This is a genomic window from Polaribacter sp. R2A056_3_33 (assembly GCF_019278485.1).
Lineage (GTDB): Bacteria > Bacteroidota > Bacteroidia > Flavobacteriales > Flavobacteriaceae > Polaribacter.
The window spans coordinates 3,336,082-3,353,298 of record NZ_CP058984.1 but is presented as its reverse complement, the minus strand read 5'-3'; the positions used below and the strand labels follow the sequence as shown (position 1 = coordinate 3,353,298).

9 protein-coding genes are annotated in these 17,217 nt (G+C 31.6%); 1 reads left to right on the top strand and 8 read right to left on the bottom strand.

Annotation, left to right across the window (positions count from 1 at the left end; genetic code table 11):
* Positions 1 to 426 precede the first annotated feature (426 nt).
* From H0I29_RS14085 to H0I29_RS14050, 8 genes are all read right to left on the bottom strand, one after another.
* Positions 427 to 2,079 (bottom strand): alpha-amylase family glycosyl hydrolase, encoded by a 1,653-nt coding sequence (locus tag H0I29_RS14085; protein WP_218752862.1) that lies wholly within the window; start codon positions 2,077 to 2,079, stop codon positions 427 to 429.
* 56 nt (positions 2,080 to 2,135) lie between these two features.
* Positions 2,136 to 4,013, bottom strand: coding sequence for an alpha-amylase family glycosyl hydrolase (locus H0I29_RS14080; protein WP_218752861.1), 1,878 nt, complete (start codon positions 4,011 to 4,013; stop codon positions 2,136 to 2,138).
* 10 nt (positions 4,014 to 4,023) lie between these two features.
* The gene (locus tag H0I29_RS14075; RefSeq protein WP_218752859.1) at positions 4,024 to 6,444 is read right to left on the bottom strand and encodes a TIM-barrel domain-containing protein; all 2,421 of its coding nucleotides are present in this window, start codon (positions 6,442 to 6,444) and stop codon (positions 4,024 to 4,026) included.
* 41 nt (positions 6,445 to 6,485) lie between these two features.
* Positions 6,486 to 8,417, bottom strand: coding sequence for a glycoside hydrolase family 13 protein (locus tag H0I29_RS14070; RefSeq protein WP_218752857.1), 1,932 nt, complete (start codon positions 8,415 to 8,417; stop codon positions 6,486 to 6,488).
* Between the two features lie 58 nt (positions 8,418 to 8,475).
* The gene (locus H0I29_RS14065) at positions 8,476 to 10,770 is read right to left on the bottom strand and encodes a glycoside hydrolase family 65 protein (RefSeq protein ID WP_218752855.1); all 2,295 of its coding nucleotides are present in this window, start codon (positions 10,768 to 10,770) and stop codon (positions 8,476 to 8,478) included.
* Positions 10,771 to 10,865: 95 nt separating this feature from the next.
* On the bottom strand, positions 10,866 to 11,519 hold the full coding sequence (pgmB, locus tag H0I29_RS14060) for a beta-phosphoglucomutase (protein WP_218752853.1): 654 nt from the start codon (positions 11,517 to 11,519) through the stop codon (positions 10,866 to 10,868).
* 65 nt (positions 11,520 to 11,584) lie between these two features.
* A complete protein-coding gene (locus tag H0I29_RS14055) occupies positions 11,585 to 12,934 on the bottom strand; it encodes an MFS transporter (protein ID WP_218752852.1) in 1,350 nt (449 codons plus the stop codon).
* A gap of 146 nt (positions 12,935 to 13,080) precedes the next feature.
* On the bottom strand, positions 13,081 to 14,103 hold the full coding sequence (locus H0I29_RS14050) for a LacI family DNA-binding transcriptional regulator (RefSeq protein WP_218733387.1): 1,023 nt from the start codon (positions 14,101 to 14,103) through the stop codon (positions 13,081 to 13,083).
* Between the two features lie 199 nt (positions 14,104 to 14,302).
* Here H0I29_RS14050 and H0I29_RS14045 point away from each other — a divergent pair, with 199 nt between their 5' ends.
* Positions 14,303 to 17,215, top strand: a complete 2,913-nt coding sequence (locus H0I29_RS14045; protein WP_218752851.1) for a SusC/RagA family TonB-linked outer membrane protein — start codon at positions 14,303 to 14,305, stop codon at positions 17,213 to 17,215.
* Positions 17,216 to 17,217 lie beyond the last annotated feature (2 nt).

The window sequence follows — 17,217 nt, the reverse complement described above, 5'->3', positions numbered from 1 at the left end:
TCATTAATTATGCCAATTTGTAGTAGGCACTTACTTTATGAATAATTGCTAGTTAAATTGCTTTTAATTACACTGTTTTTTAGCAAATACAAAAGTACGCTCTGTTTGTTCTATTTTTGCGGATTTTTTTATTATTTTTTTTATAGACTTTTCTTTTTTTTTAAAACAGAAAAATGAAAATAAAATACAATCTAAAAACAGACTTCTTTGTATAATTTTTAAAATTCTATTCATTCTTTAATTTTGATCTTTTGTTAGCAAACGTCCTTGCGTTAGGGATTGAAACGGCATCCTTTTTGTTTTTCTCAAAAAGATATAGTGTAAAGCCCGACCTTTAGGTAACGCCCTGAAAATAAATTAGTATACATAAAAAAACGTCCAAAAATAAATTTTGAACGTTTGTATTACTAGTTTAATAATTAAAATTTACTGTTTTTCTAACAAAACAAGATCAAATTCTGAGTTTACAACGACTTTTCCGTCTTTCACTTCTACAGTTTGGTTAGAATAAAAATCATTCAATTTCTCTCCATTTTTAAATAATGATAAAACCTCAATTTCTTTATTTCCTTTCTGTAAATTGATACCCACAATAATTTTATCTTCTTTTCTAACTCTCGAAAAAACAACTCCATTTTCTTTTGAAATAAGGGAGTGTTTCCCTGCACCTACCGCTGGATGATTGGCTCTAAACTGACCTAATTTTTGCCAATGCTCTAAAATTTTCTGAGTTTCTTCTTTCGATTGAATGTCTTCCCAGTTCATAAAAGAACGCAAGGTTGCATCGCCAACAGCGTCTTCTATTATTAAATTTCTTGCCGATTCATCTCCATAATATACTTGTGAAGTTCCCGGAGTTAATAGCAACATAGTGGCTGTTTTATAAGGCTGCTCTCTTTCTTTATCAAAAGGCTGACCATCATCATGAGAGGTTAGATAATTCAAAATTCCGTATCCCTTAAAATCTGTATTTAAAAGTGAATCGTATTTTTGAAAAACAGCTGTTTCTGCCATCTGTTTCACATTCCATTTCAATTCAAAATTGATTAAACTTTGAAAAGCATTGTCATAATAATTAATTTTTTCTCCACCTAAATCAAATTCTTTTCCATCTGATATCGTGTAATTATACACCTCGCCTACTAAATAAAAATTATTTTCATCTAAAACTTTCTCAGAATTATTTTTTTTATAAATAGCAAAAGCGGCATCACATTCTTGCTTAAATTCTTGCCATACAAATTCTTCTGTATGTTTTACGGTGTCTACCCTGTAACCATCAATTCCAAATTCAGTAATATAATCCGTTAGCCATTTCATAATGTAAAAGCGAGGTGCTCTTGGGTGACCAGTTCTTGTAAAAAACTCCTCTAATTCTTTTACTTCTAGCTCGTAACGTCCTTCTGCTTTCCACTTTTCTACCAACTGAATTGGCAATTCTACAGCATTATTACTTTCTGTTTTAATGTCTGGTAAATTCTCTACCAACGTACAAGAAACCGTATGCTCATATGAATCATACGTACACGTAGGCTCTGTTCTTACCCAATCTGAAGGCCATACAGGATCTTTTTCTGTAACAGGCCCTGTGTGATTGATAACGGCATCTAATAAAATACGAATTCCGTTTTTATGCGCAATAGCCACCAATTCTTTCAAGTCTTCCTTAGTCCCAAAATTTGGATCTATACTTGTCCAATCTTTTGTCCAATAGCCATGAAAACCATAAGATACTCCAGTTCCTTCATCGGTTCCACCATGAATTTGCTCTACAATTGGCGTCATCCAAATAGCATTAATTCCTAACTTGGTAAAATAACCTTCTTTTATTTTTTGAGTAATTCCTTTAATATCTCCACCTTCAAAACCACGTAACTTCCCTGTTTCTTTAGTCCTTTCAAAATTAATATCATTGGAGGTATCTCCGTTATTAAAGCGGTCTGTCAATAAAAAATAAATATTTGCGCCTTCCCAAACAAACTCTTTTTGAGCAGTTTGTGTTGCTACTTTTTCTTTTGATGAATTTTCTTTACAACTAAAAATAGATGCTAAGAAGATGAAAAAAACAAGGTTCTTCATAATTATATTTTATGTTTTAAACCTCAAAAGTTTTAAAACCTTTGAGGTTTATGTTATTAATACTTAACTTTAAGGATAAATGATTCTAATGGTTTTAGATCTAATCTAACTCTAGCTTCTCCGTTTTTTACTTTTAAAGTTGATGAATACTCTTTATACAATTGATCTTCTACTTGATATTCCCCCTCTTTTAAGTTCCATTTTGCAATAATATCTTGTGGTAAACCTAACTCGAAACCATAAGTATCATGAGCATTAAAATTAGAAACGATAATTAATTTTTCATCATCACTCCATCTTACATAAGAAGAAACTCTTTCATTATACCATTCTGCATTTTCACGATTAAAATGATGAATATCTTGATACTCGCCCATTAAAGCATCACTTTTAATGGTAAAGTTTAGCAAACGTTTGTAAAAATCTCTTAATGATTTTTCTTGATCTGTAGATTGGCCTCCATCATACTCTTTATCATTTACCCAACGTTGTAATGTAGGCACACCAATATAATCGAAAATTGAAGTTCTAGATGGAGTACCAAACCCCGCATTTTCTGCACCTGGTTCTCCAAATTCTTGCCCGAAATACACCATTGTTGGTGCCGTAGAAATTGTTGCAGAAACCACCATTGCTGGTTTTCCTTTTAAAGCATCTCCCGCAAATTCTGGACTTGCAATTCTTTGCTCATCATGGTTTTCTAAGAAATGTAACATATTGTGTTCAATATCTTTTAGATCTTCTTGAATTGGCGCAATATGATCTGTTAATCCATGACCTTGCATAATATTTTTTATGGTATCATACAACTGCACTTTGTCATACAAATAATCCATTTTTCCTTTTCTAATATAATTTCTATATTCATTTGGGTTGTACACTTCTGCCAATAGAAAAGCATCTTCATTCTTCATTTTAATGGCAGAATTCATAAAACTCCAAAACTCTACAGGCACCATTTCTGCCATATCGTATCTAAATCCGTCTACTCCTTTTGCAGTCCAATACAATGCAATATCTCTAAATTTAATCCAAGAACTAGGCACTTTTTTGTCTTGCCAAAACTCAAAGTGTTTTTTGTAATCTTCATTATCAAAACCTTCTGGTAATTCTTCAAAATCTTTTTTCCCATCAGGAGCAATACCATAATTTACTTTTACAGTTTCATACCAATCATTAAAATGAGGTTTTGCAGCTCGTGAACCATTACCTGTCCATTTTGCTGGGTTTTCATCAAATTTATTATCTGATAACGGATTTTTTTCTCCGCCTAAAGGCGCATATCCATTTAAAAAGTCTGGTACTTGGAAAGCTTTATTAGGCACATAATAAAAGTTATTATCTACATTATACTCCACTGTCTTATCATCATCTGCTCCAAAATCTTTAGTCCCTTCTGGGTTAGATAAGCTTTGATAATTTCTAGCAACGTGATTTGGTACAATATCTATAATTACTTTTAATCCGTTTTTATGAGAACGCGCTATTAAAGCCTCAAATTCTTCTAATCTGTTTTCTACATTTACTGCTAAATCTGGATTAACATTGTAATAATCTTTTACTGCATATGGAGATCCTGCTCTACCTTTTACAATATCTGGATCGTCATTTGAAATGCCAAACGCGGTATAATCTCTAATTACATCATGGTGCGGAACACCTGTGTACCAAATATGTGTAACTCCTAAATCTTTAATTTCAGACAAGGCTTTATCAGTAAAATCATTGAATTTACCAACACCATTTTCTTCAATAGTTCCCCAAGGTTTATTAGTGGTATTTGTATTACCGAATAATCGTGTAAATACCTGATAGACCACTGTTTTTTTCTCTTGATTTGTATTCATCTTCTTAATTTTTGGTGTTTTTTCTGTTGAACAACCAATTATTATTGCTAACACTGAAACAGATATAACGCTGTATATTTTTTTCATAATTGATTTCTTATTTTAATAAAATTTTTACTTTTAATTCTTTCTTAGGATTCCAATTTAATGGAATTGTAAGGGTGTTTTTTTCTGATAAAATTCGTCTTCTTTTTCCATCAACTTTTACCTTTTTAGGATTCCAATTGATATTATGCAATACCAACGTAATTTCTTTTTGCTCTGGATTCCAATATTCACCAAATGCTGCTTTCATTTCAAATTCTAAGCAACGTTTGGTTAATTTAGACTTAAATTCTAGAATTTCATAAGCTCCTTTTTCAAATGCTTTAGAAAGCAAACCATTATCATTATAAAATGTTCTTTTACTTTCTTTAACAGAAGTATCTAAATAATAATGAACTTCTAAAACATCACCTTTATAAGCATCTGTAGTCTGTACTAATTTTGCCATCGTTATAAAAGCACCTCCTCTAACATAAGTAGGAATTGTTGCTTCATCTAATTCAACGGATTTTGTTTGTCCACCAATAACTTTTTCATCTGTATAAAAATTAAACCAATTGGCTGTATTTGGAAAATAAATTTCTTTGCTTGCTACCGAATCTTTTAAAATTGGTGTGATTAAAAAATCTTTTCCCCATAAATAGGTTGATGAATTAGTCATCAATCTTTTATCGTCTTCTTCAAAGAAGATAGGTCGCATCAAAGGCGTTCCTTTTTGATTGTTCTCAAACGCTACATTGTAATTATATGGCAATAATTTATAGCGTAATTCAATTGCTTTTTTTGTCAATTTCTTAGCTCTATCACTTCTAAAAACAGGTTCACTTGCAACATCTTCTTGAGCATGAGGTCTAAATATCGGTTGAAAAACACCATATTGTAACCAACGGATATATAAATTATCATTTAAATTTGCGCCAGCAAAACCGCCTAAATCAGAATGCATGTATCCCAAACCTTGCATTCCCATTTGTAAGGAAATTTCTGGTTGAGATTGTAATCCTCCCCAAGTTCTGTTAACATCTCCAGACCAAGGAATCATCCCAAAACGTTGCGACCCAGAATAACCTGCTCGCATTAAAATAAAAGGTCTTTCATTCGAAAAATCTTTTTGATATCCTTCAAAAATTAAACGTGCCCAATCATGCCCGTAAATATTATGAATTTCGTCTGCTTTTTTATCTTGAAAATTGACCCAAGAAGGCAAAACTTCTGGCTCTCCTAAGTCTCCCCAAAGTCCTTTTGCTCCTAAATTTATAAGTTCTTTATATATGCTCCAGAACCATTCTTTCCCTTCTTTTTTATAAATATCTACTATACCTGTATTTCCAAAATAGAAATCATATTTTGCAGGATTTCCGATTGAATCTGTTGCTAAAACTTTTTTTGCTACAGCTTCATCCCATTTTTTAGAAGTAGATAAAATAAAAGGTTCTGTAATTAAAACCGTTTTCACACCTTTGTCTTTAAGTCCAGAAATCATTCCTTTCATATCAGGAAAAGAATCTTTGTAAACTTCCAAATTCCCCATGGTTCCTTGCAACTCTTTTCCAAACCAATACAAGTCTAAAATCACTGCATCTACAGGTATTTTTTCTTCTTTAAATTTTGCAATTGTTACTTCTGTTTCTTCTTGAGAATGATAACCAAATCTACTCGAAAAATTCCCTAAAGTCCAACGAGCTGGTAAAGGCTGTTTTCCTGTTAAATCTGTATAATTGTCAACCAATTCTAGCCAAGAATCACCAACAATAACTTGGTAGGTTTTTCTTCCTGAAATAGTTTCGTACGTTAATGTGTTGTCTTTTTTACTGTCTAAATCTAAATAACCAATAGGGGCATTGTCAAAATGAAGCATGTATTTTTTTGAAGAAATGACCAAAGGAATCGTAAAATTCATTAACTCCGTATGTGTTTCATAACCATACTGAGCTCTGTTATAAAGCGGCAATCTATTGCCTCTTCTATTCATGCCCAAAGCTCTTGATCCTGCACCATATAAGACCTCATCTGAAGTTAAATTGAATTCAATTTTATCCGTTTTATCGGCAACAATATTGCCTCTAACCAAATCCATTGCTTGGTGTTCCGACTTAAAATAACCTGTTTTTTCTGAGATAACAACCTCATTATTATACTTATAAATAATTTGAAAAGGTTTATGTTTTACAAGTACAGAAATTCCTTCTGAAAAGAAATTACTTTCATTTGCACTAATTACAGGGGTAATATCTACTTCTGATGGTTTTAGAACTACCGCATGAGATTCTTTAATTTGCTGCTCACCAGCAGGAATAAAGCTAGTTTCTATAATTTTTGAGTTTAAAAATGTAACAATGTACAAACCATCATTAACATTAATATTAAAACCATTAGCTGTTTGTTTTATGCTTTTAAAGACTCTGTCTGTGTTCTGTGAAAACGAAAAAGTTGTTATAAAAAGTAATAAAAAAAATATTTTATAATTCTTCATATTTTATGTTTAAAAACCTCAAAAGGTTTAGACCGTACTACCTATATTTTTGTTGTTAAAAGAACACTACCTTTTTCAGATAAATGAATTTCATTTCCCCAAATAAAAGTATCGCCCGTAATAATGTTTTTTAAGGTTTTCCCCTCTAATCCAACCTCTTCAAATCGCTTTAAATCTATTGTAATTGGTTGGTCATTTTTATTGATAATATTTACAACCGTTTCATCATCCTTTGTTCTAAACAAGAAATAAGTTCCCATAAAAGGAGCAAAATGAATGGTTTTACCATCATGAATTGCTTTACTCTCTTTTCGATAATTCAAAACCTTTGTTACAAAAGATTGCATGTCTTTTTGGTATTCATTTAATCCTTCACCCGTAAAAGCATTTACAGCATCATCCTTAAAACCTCCTGGAAAGTCACTTCGTATTAAACCATGATCTCCAGGGTTTGCAGAATCATTCATTAAAATTTCTGTACCGTAATAAATTTGAGGAATTCTAGGTAAAGTTAACATATAACTCAACCCCATTTTTACTTTTGAGGTATCTTCCCAAAGCTCGGTAAAAACCCTTGTTTTATCATGATTATCTAAAAAGATAAACACATCTTTTGGCGATGCATAATGAAAATCATTGGCTAAACCTTCATATAGTTTTATCAAACCTTTGTCCCAAGACTCTTCTTCATTGATGCCTTCTACAATAAATTTTTGCATTGGGAAATCCATGGGAGATTTTAAGTTAGATTCATAACCATCTCTATTATTAGCCCCTTTTTGCCAATAACCAACAATTAACGGATTGTAACTCCACTCTTCCCCAACAATAGAAAAATTAGGATATTCATGCATAATAGCTCCTGCCCAATCACTCATAAAGTTTTTATCTGGGTATGGATATGTATCTTGTCGAATACCTCCTAAACCCAAGGTTTCTATCCACCAAATACTATTTTGAATAATGTATTTTGCTAGAAACGGATTTCGCTGATTTAAGTCTGGCATTGCAGGTGTAAACCATCCTTCATTATTTCCTTTTAAATCTGCTTTTGATACGTATATATCTTGATTTGTAGTTCTTCTATGGTTAGACCCAATATTGGTTTCATTGTTCCAATTATCAATATTCTCTTCATAATTTTTTTGATTGTTTAACCAATCACCAAAAGGTAAGTCTTCCATCCACCAATGTCCAATACCACAATGATTGGCAACTTGGTCCATGATTAATTTCATGTCTTTTTTTCTTAATTTATCAGCTAACTCTTTATATTCTGATAAATTTCCGAAACGAGAATCTACTTTATAATAATCTGTAATTGCATAGCCATGATACGAACTTTCTGCCATATCATTTAAAAGTACAGGCGTTGGCCAAACAGTTGTAAAACCAAGGTCTAAAATATAATCTATGTGATTTATAATTCCTTGTATATCGCCTCCATGACGCTTGTAATTATCAGAACGGTCTATATCTGTTTCTTTTAATGCTGTATTGATATTATTAGAATCATCTCCGTTTGCAAAGCGATCTGGAGTAATTAAATAAATAGCATCAGAACTGTTAAAACCTATAAAATCGTCCGACTTTTTATCTCTTAATTTTAACTCGTAAGTATGTGTTTTTTTTGTGCCATCCGTAAAAGTAAAATCGATATTAACTTTCCCTGCTTTTGTAGACGCATCAATTTTTAAATCAATAAATAGATAATTATTACTTCTAGCTTTGTTCACTTTTTCGAGAGTAACTCCTTCATAAGAAATAGAAGGTATTGCATCACCAATATTTTCTTCTTTTACTAATAATTGCAACGAAGTATCCTTAAAACCTACAAACCAATTTGGTGGTTCTACTCTTTCAATTTCGTTTATTACTACTGTAATTTCCTTAGTAACCTCCATTTTATTTTGTTCTCTTTTTTGGCATGAAAACAAAAATACAATAACAAAAATTAAGAATAAGTTTTTCATTTTTATTAATGATATAATACCTCAAAGGAGCTAAAACCTTTGAGGTATCTATTTATATTTATATACTTGGTGATACAATTACTTGTTTTCCATCAACTAAAATATCAATTGCTTCTTTTCCTTCCAATGTAAATTCTGTTCCTGTTTGAGAAACATTAACTGTAATAACTTGATGTCTAAAATTCACTTTAAATGAATAAGCTTTCCATCCTTTAGGAATCTTTGGCGAAAAAGAAAGGGTATTATTTTGCACTCTCATTCCTCCAAAACCTTCTACAATACTCATCCAAGTTCCTGCCATAGAAGTAATATGCAATCCTTCTTCTACTTCGTGATTATAATCGTCTAAATCTAAACGAGAAGTACGTAAATAGAACGTATATGCCTGATCCATTCTATCTAACTTTGCAGCCTGAATACTATGCACACAAGGAGATAATGAACTTTCGTGTACTGTATATGGTTCATAAAAATCGAAATGACGCTCTAATTCTTCTGTAGAAAAATCATCTTCGAACATATAAAAACCTTGTAAAGTATCTGCTTGTTTTATGTACGGCGAACGTAAAATTCTGTCCCAACTCCATTTTTGGTTAATCGGTCTCTGACTTTTATCTAAGTCGGCAACCGTTATTAATTCTTTATCTAAGAAGCCATCTTGTTGTAAGTACACATTGTGTTTTTCTGAATATGGAAAATACATACCATCTGCAACACTTTTCCATTTTGCCAATTCTTCATCAGAGAAATTTACCTTTTCTTTAATTCTGATGTAATCTGAAATATGGTCTGTTTTTACAATTTCAATATTCTCTAACGCATAATTAATACACCATTTTGCAATGTAGTTAGTGTAAAAGTTATTGTTGATGTTATTCTCATATTCATTTGGACCTGTAACACCCAAAATCATAAACTTGTTTTTATCTGAAGAAAAAGTAGCTCTTTGTTGCCAAAAACGTGCAATGGCAATTAGAACTTCCAATCCTTTTTCTGGAATGTAAGAATAATCGTCGGTAAAACGGTGATAGTTATAAATGGCAAAAGCGATGGCACCATTTCTATGAATTTCTTCAAAAGTAATTTCCCACTCGTTATGGCACTCCTCACCATTCATGGTAACCATTGGGTACAATGCTGCTCCGTTTGTAAAACCTAACTTCTCTGCATTTTCAATAGCTTTGTCTAAATGATTGTATCTGTATTCTAACAACGTTCTTGCTACAGCTTGGTCTTTGGTTGCCATGTAAAAAGGAATACAATATGCTTCGGTATCCCAATAAGTACTTCCTCCATATTTTTCTCCTGTAAAACCTTTTGGTCCTATATTTAAACTAGCATCTGTACCTAAATACGTTTGGTTTAATTGAAAAATATTAAAACGGATTCCTTGTTGTGCTTTTACATCACCTTCTATGGTAATGTCACTCATACTCCATATTTGTGCCCAAGATTCCTTTTGTTTCTCTAATAAAACATCAAAACCAAAACTTACAGCTTTGTCTAAAGCTACTTTTGCAGCAGCAACTAATGTGTCTTTATCATAATCTCTATCAACCACATAACCACCAAATTTATGGATGGTAAATGTCTCATTTTCTTTAATTTCTTGTTGATATGTGCAAGAAATTAAATTTGAAGTTTGCTCGCTTTTACAAGGTAACTCTACTTCTTTATTGTCTACAAACAAACGAGACTCCATAAAAGTACATGTATAAAAATGTGTTTTCATGGTTCTTGCCTCAATGTAAGCTTGTTGCTTATTTTGAGATACTTTTAAGACATCCCAGAACTGATCTTCCCAATTAGTATCTTCATTGGTAATTCCTGCATCTATATAAGGAGTATACGTTATTTTAGCACCTGAATTTAATGGAGTTATATTATAACTAATGGCTCCAATTTCATCTAACTCTAAACTTAAAAAACGCTTTGTAGCTACTTTAATCTTGATTCCGTTTTGCAAAACAGATTCAAAACTTCTAGACAACCAACCTTCTTGCATGTTGAGTTCTCTTTTAAATTTAGAAACCTCTTTACAAGTGTTTAAATCTAATTTCTCATCGTTGATCAATACGTTAATACCAATCCAATTTGGTGCATTTAATACTTTTGCAAAATATTCTGGATATCCATTTTTCCACCATCCAACTCTAGTTTTATCTGGGTAATAAACACCACCAATATAACTTCCTTGAAAAGTTTCTCCTGAATAATTTTCTTCAAAATTAGCTCTTTGTCCCATGGCGCCATTACCAATACTGAACAAACTTTCTGATGATTTTACTTTCTCTGAATTAAAGCCTTCTTCTATAATAGACCATTCGTTTGGTATGATGTAATCTTGATTCATTGTGTGTTTTTAATATATTAGAACATAGAAACTATATAGTTAGACTGATTCTTGCTCTGTAATTTATTTTTTTCTATTCTATTGTTTCCGTTGACTTATTTATCAATCAACTGCTGTATAAAATCTGTGCTGATTTCAGTAAAGTCATTAAAATTATGCACTGCTTCAGAAAGTATCTTTTTATCTCCAATACCAATACTGATCATTTTTGCTGCATTTGCCGCTTCTACACCTGCAACTGCATCTTCAAAAACTACACAATCAGCTGCATTTACACCTAATTGTTTTGCTGCCAAAAGAAATACTTCTGGATCTGGTTTTGCTTTGGTAACATTATTACCATCTACAATAGCATCAAAGTAATGTAAAAGACCTACTTTTTCTAAAATAGGTTGCGCATTTTTACTTGCAGAACCTAAGGCTATTGGTATATTTTGTTCTTTTAAAAAGGCCAATACTTTAGGCACATCAGGAAGAATCTCTGAAGCATCCATATTTTCTATATACTTTAAATAATCTACGTTTTTTTCGATCATCCAAGTATCAAACTCTTTTTGAGTTGCTTCTCTTTTTCCAATTTCTAACAAAATCTCTAAACAACGTTTTCTACTTACGCCTTTAAATAATTCGTTTTGTTCTTTGGTAAATTCGAAACCTAATTCGTTTGCTAATTTTTTCCACGCTAAATAATGATATTTCGCAGTGTCTACGATAACCCCATCCAAATCGAAAATAAATCCTTTTTTCATCTACTTTTAATATTTTAATTTTGATATAATATTAGTTTTGCAACTAATTAATTTTATTTATGTTCTTATAATTTTGCTTGTACAACATCATCTACATCTTTTACTTTATAGACCAATGCTGCAGCAATTAAGAAACTAACACCACTTATCATTAGAGCAAATATTGCTTCATTATTATAAGCATACTTTACTAATGGCCCACCAATTAAAGCATTTATTATCTGAGGAACAACAATAAAGAAGTTAAAAATCCCCATATAAACACCCATTTTTTTAGCAGAAATAGAACCTGCTAAAATAGCATAAGGCATCGCTAAAATACTTGCCCAAGCTACTCCAATTCCAATCATAGAAACTATTAACCAGTTTTCATTAGGCATTATATAAATTGACAATAATCCTAAACCACCAATAATTAATGATATAGAGTGTGTTCTTTTTCTTCCAATTTTCTTTGCGATGTAAGGCAATGCAAATGCATAAAATGCTGATACTAAATTGTAAATTCCAAAAAGAATTCCTACCCAATCTCCTGCATTTTGATACGTAGCACTGCTACTGTCTGTATAAGGTAAACCATAGATGTGTTGTGCAATTGCAGGGGTTGCAAAAACCCACATTCCAAAAAGACCAAACCAAGAAAAGAACTGCACCCAACTTAATTGACGCATTGTTGTTGGCATTTTTTTGAAATCTTCAAAAATATCCATCAAACTAGAACTTTCTTCTTCTATATCTTCTTCAGAATCCACATCAAAACTTGCTAATTCTTCTGGTGAGTATTCTTTTGTAGTGGTTATTGTAACTAAAATAGAAATTATTAAAATTGCAGCACCAATAACAAATGACCAAATTAAATTATCTGGTACAACGCCTAAAGATGTTCTATTAGAAACACCAAACCAATGGTGTAATGCATACGGTAACCAAGAACCAACTACTGCTCCAAAACCTATTAAAGCTGTTTGTACACTAAAACCTTGCGTTCTTTGGTCTGTTCTTAAATTATCACCAACTAACGCCCTAAAAGGCTCCATGGCAATATTAAAAGAAGCATCCATAATCATTAAAAAACCTGCTCCTACCCAAAGTGCTGGTAAAAAGGCTATAAAGATATCGGCTTGTGGCATTAAAACTAAACCTATAGAAGCTAAAATAGCGCCTACTAAAAAATAAGGTTTTCTTCTACCGAATTTCCCCCAAGTTTTATCGCTATAATGCCCAATAATTGGTTGAACAATTAATCCCATTAATGGTGCAATAATCCAAAACCATGAAAGTTCATGAACATCAGCTCCAAAAATCTGTAAAATTCTACTTGCGTTTGCATTTTGTAGAGCAAACCCCATTTGTATTCCTAGAAACCCAAAACTCATGTTCCAGATTTGCCAAAAACTTAATTTACGCTTTTCCATTTATCGTATGCTATTAAGTGAATATAACGATAAGCGTTTAGACTTATCAATTCATAAATTTTGTGGAATGTAATTTATTGATAAATCGTAAATATCTAACAAAGATATGTGTTTTTTATATATGTGAAGAAAAGGAAAGTAAAAATCTACGACGACGGTTTCGTAGATTCTCGTAGTTTTAAATCGCTAGAAATTACGATTTTTTTAGGTTTAAATACTTCAGATTCTTTTTCTATTCGTTCTATTAAAAGTTCAACTGCTTGTTTCCCCATTACAAAACCATGTTGTGCTATTGTTGTAATAGAAGGTGAAGAATATCTAGAGATTAAACCATCTGTAAAACCTATTACAGAAAAATCTTCTGGTATTTTATGTCCTTTTTGTTTTGCTGCTCTCATTGCCTTAGCTGCATAAATTTCATTTACAGCAAACACTGCATCAATATCTTGTTCAAATACTTTTTCTATTTGATCAGAGATATCAGCTTCCTCATCAATTTCAAGGATTAAATTAGAATCTGTTTTAATATAGGCTTCTATCAATGCTTTCTCATAACCTTGCCTTCTTAAAGCTCCAACATTAACGTGCTTTGGTGTTGTTATTAGCGCAATTTTTTTTCTACCATTTTCTAACAAATGCTTCGTTGCTTTATAACCAGCACCAACATCATCTACCACTACTTTATCACACAAAATTTCATCTACGACTCTATCTATTAAGACCAACGGAATTTCTTCTGCAACAAGATCTCCAAAATGTTTAAAGTCTTTATTTTCTAATGTTCCACTTGCAATCGAAACAATTAAACCATCTACACTTCCGTTTGATAACACTTTTAAGGTTTCTACCTCTTTTTTATAAGATTCATTAGAGAAACAAACCATAATATGATATCCTTTTTCAATAGCACCTTCTTCTATCCCCATAATAACCGTAGAGAAAAAATGATGCACTATTTTAGGTAAAATAACACCAATTACTTTTGTTTTTTGATTGCGAAGTTGAAGCGCTAAACTATTAGGTTTGTAATTATAGTAATCTGCATAAGCTTGAATTTTTTCTTTAGTCTCTTTACTAATTTCATGACTGTCCTTTAAAGCTTTTGATACGGTAGACGTAGAAACTCCTAATTCTTTCGCAATTGTTTTTATAGTAATTTTTTGCTTCATTCTTTATTAAATATAAAATATTAGCGTGATTTTTTATCAATATAATGATAATCACATGAAAAAAGTTGTTAACACGAAAACGTTTTCGTGATTTATATCATGTTGTAAACATACTACTAATGGGTATATTTACGGAGTGGAATGTAAGTTTATTGTAATCAAAAAATCAAATTTACAGTTATTATTTAACAAATTATACATGAAAAAATTTAAATTATTGTTAATTGGAATTCTTTTAACATCAACTTTTAGCGTGTTTGCACAACAAACAGTTAAAGGTGTTGTAAAAGATAAAACATCTGGCGATCCTTTGCCTGGTGTTAGTGTAGTTATTAAAGGTACTACTAGAGGTATGCAAACCGATTTTGATGGGATTTTCACTCTAGATAAGGTACAAACAGGAAACGTACTTGTCTTTAGATATTTAGGTTTTTCAGACAAGGAGGTTACAATAGGTACAGATTTTAACCTTTCTGTAGTATTAGAAGAATCTTTAGAATCTCTAGATGAAATTGTAGTCGTAGGTTACGGTTCGGTAAGAAAAGAAGATTTAACAGGTACAACAGATTTATTAACAAGTAAAGATTTTAACAAAGGACCTATTGTATCTGCACAATCACTTATTAGTGGTAAAGTTGCAGGTGTAAATGTAATTGGAGGTTCTGGTGCTCCAGGAGATGGACAAACCATTAACATTCGTGGTACGGGTTCTTTATCTTTAAATAGCCAACCATTATATGTTATAGATGGTATCCCATTAGACAATGGTGGTGTTGAAGGATCTAGAAATCCATTAAACTTTATAAATCCTAATGATATTGAAACATTTGTAGTTTTAAAAGATGCGTCTTCTACTGCTATTTATGGTTCTAGAGCTGCAAACGGGGTAATTTTAATTACTACTAAAAAAGGGAAAGACAGTGAGTTTAAGTTTAACGCCAGCTCTCAAACAACTGTTTATACTTTAAGAGATAAAGTAGATGTTTTATCTGCAAATCAATTTAGAAGCTTAATAAATGATATTGGTACACCTAATCAAGTTGCTTTATTAGGTACTGCTGATACAGATTGGCAAGAAGAAATTTATACAACTGCTATAGGACAAGATCATAACTTTAGTGCATTAGGTAAAATTTATGGAATACCAATGAGAGCTTCTTTAGGATATTCTGAACATGAAGGAATCTTAAAAGGAGATAACTTACAACGTACTACTGCTTCTATGAACTTATCTCCTACTCTATTTGATGAACATTTAAAGATAGATTTTAATGTAAAAGGAATGTACACAGAAAATGAATTTGCAGATAGAGGTGCAATTGGTGGAGCTGTATCTTTTGATCCTACACAATCTCCTTATGATTCAAATTCTCAATACGGTGGTTACTTTGCATGGTTAGACGCTGGTACCGGAAACCAAAACAACTTAGCGCCAACAAACCCTTTAGCTTTATTAGACTTAATAGATGATTCTGCAGAAATTAGACGTTTTGTAGGTAATGTAAAGTTTGATTATAAAATTCATGGTTTAGAAGATATAACTGCAACAGTTAACTTAGGGTATGATACTTCTAACAGTCATGGTAGAAAAGTTACTTCAGAATTTATTCCAACTTCAGATGCAACTTTTAATGGTTCTTTATCAAGATTTACTCAAAATTCAGACAACAAAGTTTTAGACGCTTACTTAACGTACGCAAAAACTTTTAATGAAAAGCATAACTTCACAGCAGTTGCTGGTTATGCATATCAGTCTTTTGAATATGATAACTATAGTTATGATAGTGAAGCAGAAGAAGATGGTAATACCTATGAATTTGTAGATAAATCTAAAAATGTGTTATTATCATATTTTAGTCGTGCTAATTACGATTATAAAGGTAAATACTATTTAACAGCAACAGTAAGAGCTGATGCTTCATCTAAATTAAACCCTGATGATCGTTGGGGATTCTTCCCATCATTTGCTGCAGCTTGGAGCATTCATAAAGAAGATTTTATGGAAGATTCTTTCTTTAATGAATTAAAATTACGTGTTGGTTATGGTGAAATAGGTAATATTAATGGTTTAGGTGATTATCAGTTTTTAACTAGGTATCAAGGTAGTACAGATACTGCTAACTATCAATTCGGAAACTCTTTTTACCAAACATTTAGACCAGAACCAATTAATACAGATTTACGTTGGGAAGTTGGAAGAACTTTAAATCTTGGTGTAGACTTTGCTTTTCTTGATAGAAGAATTACAGGTTCTGTAAATGCTTATTTAAAAGAAACAAACGATCTTATTGCTAGTTCTATTGTAGATCCTTTTACAAATTTTGGAAACAGAATTAACGCCAACATTGGTAATATGGAAAATAGAGGTTTAGAGTTTAACTTAAACACAACCCCTATTAGAACAGATAATTTTGAATGGACTGTAGATTACAACATTTCATTAAATGATAATAAAATTACCAAATTATCTGCAGACCAACCACAAGGAGGAATCTCTACAGGTGTTGGTAATAATGTACAAGTACATAGAGAAGGTGAAACTGCAAATAGTTTCTTAGTTTTTCAACAAGTGTACGGTGCCAATGGAAAACCTTTAGAAGGCGTATTTGTTGATAGAAATAACGACAATATGATTAATGATGATGATAAATACATTAATGAAGACCCTTTTGGAGATGTTTTAATGGGCTTTAACACAGGTGCTAGTTACAAAAACTGGGATGTATCTATACAAACTAGAGCAAGTTTTGGTAACTATATGTATAATGATGTTGCTGCGAATAAAGGTGTTGAAAAAAACGCTACAAACAACAGCATATTATCTAATTTACATGCAGATTACTACAATAGTGGTTTTACAGTTATTAATGATAGAACGGCCTTAAGTGATCATTTTGTACAAGATGCTTCTTTCTTTAAAATTGATAATATATCACTTGGTTATACTTTAGATAAGATAGAAAACACAACGTTTCGTTTTTATGGATCATTACAAAATGTTTTAACAATAACCGATTATGATGGTTTAGATCCAGAAATTAACTTAGGAATCGATAATGATTTTTACCCAAGACCTAGATCTTTTGTATTAGGCGTAAACGTTAACTTTTAATA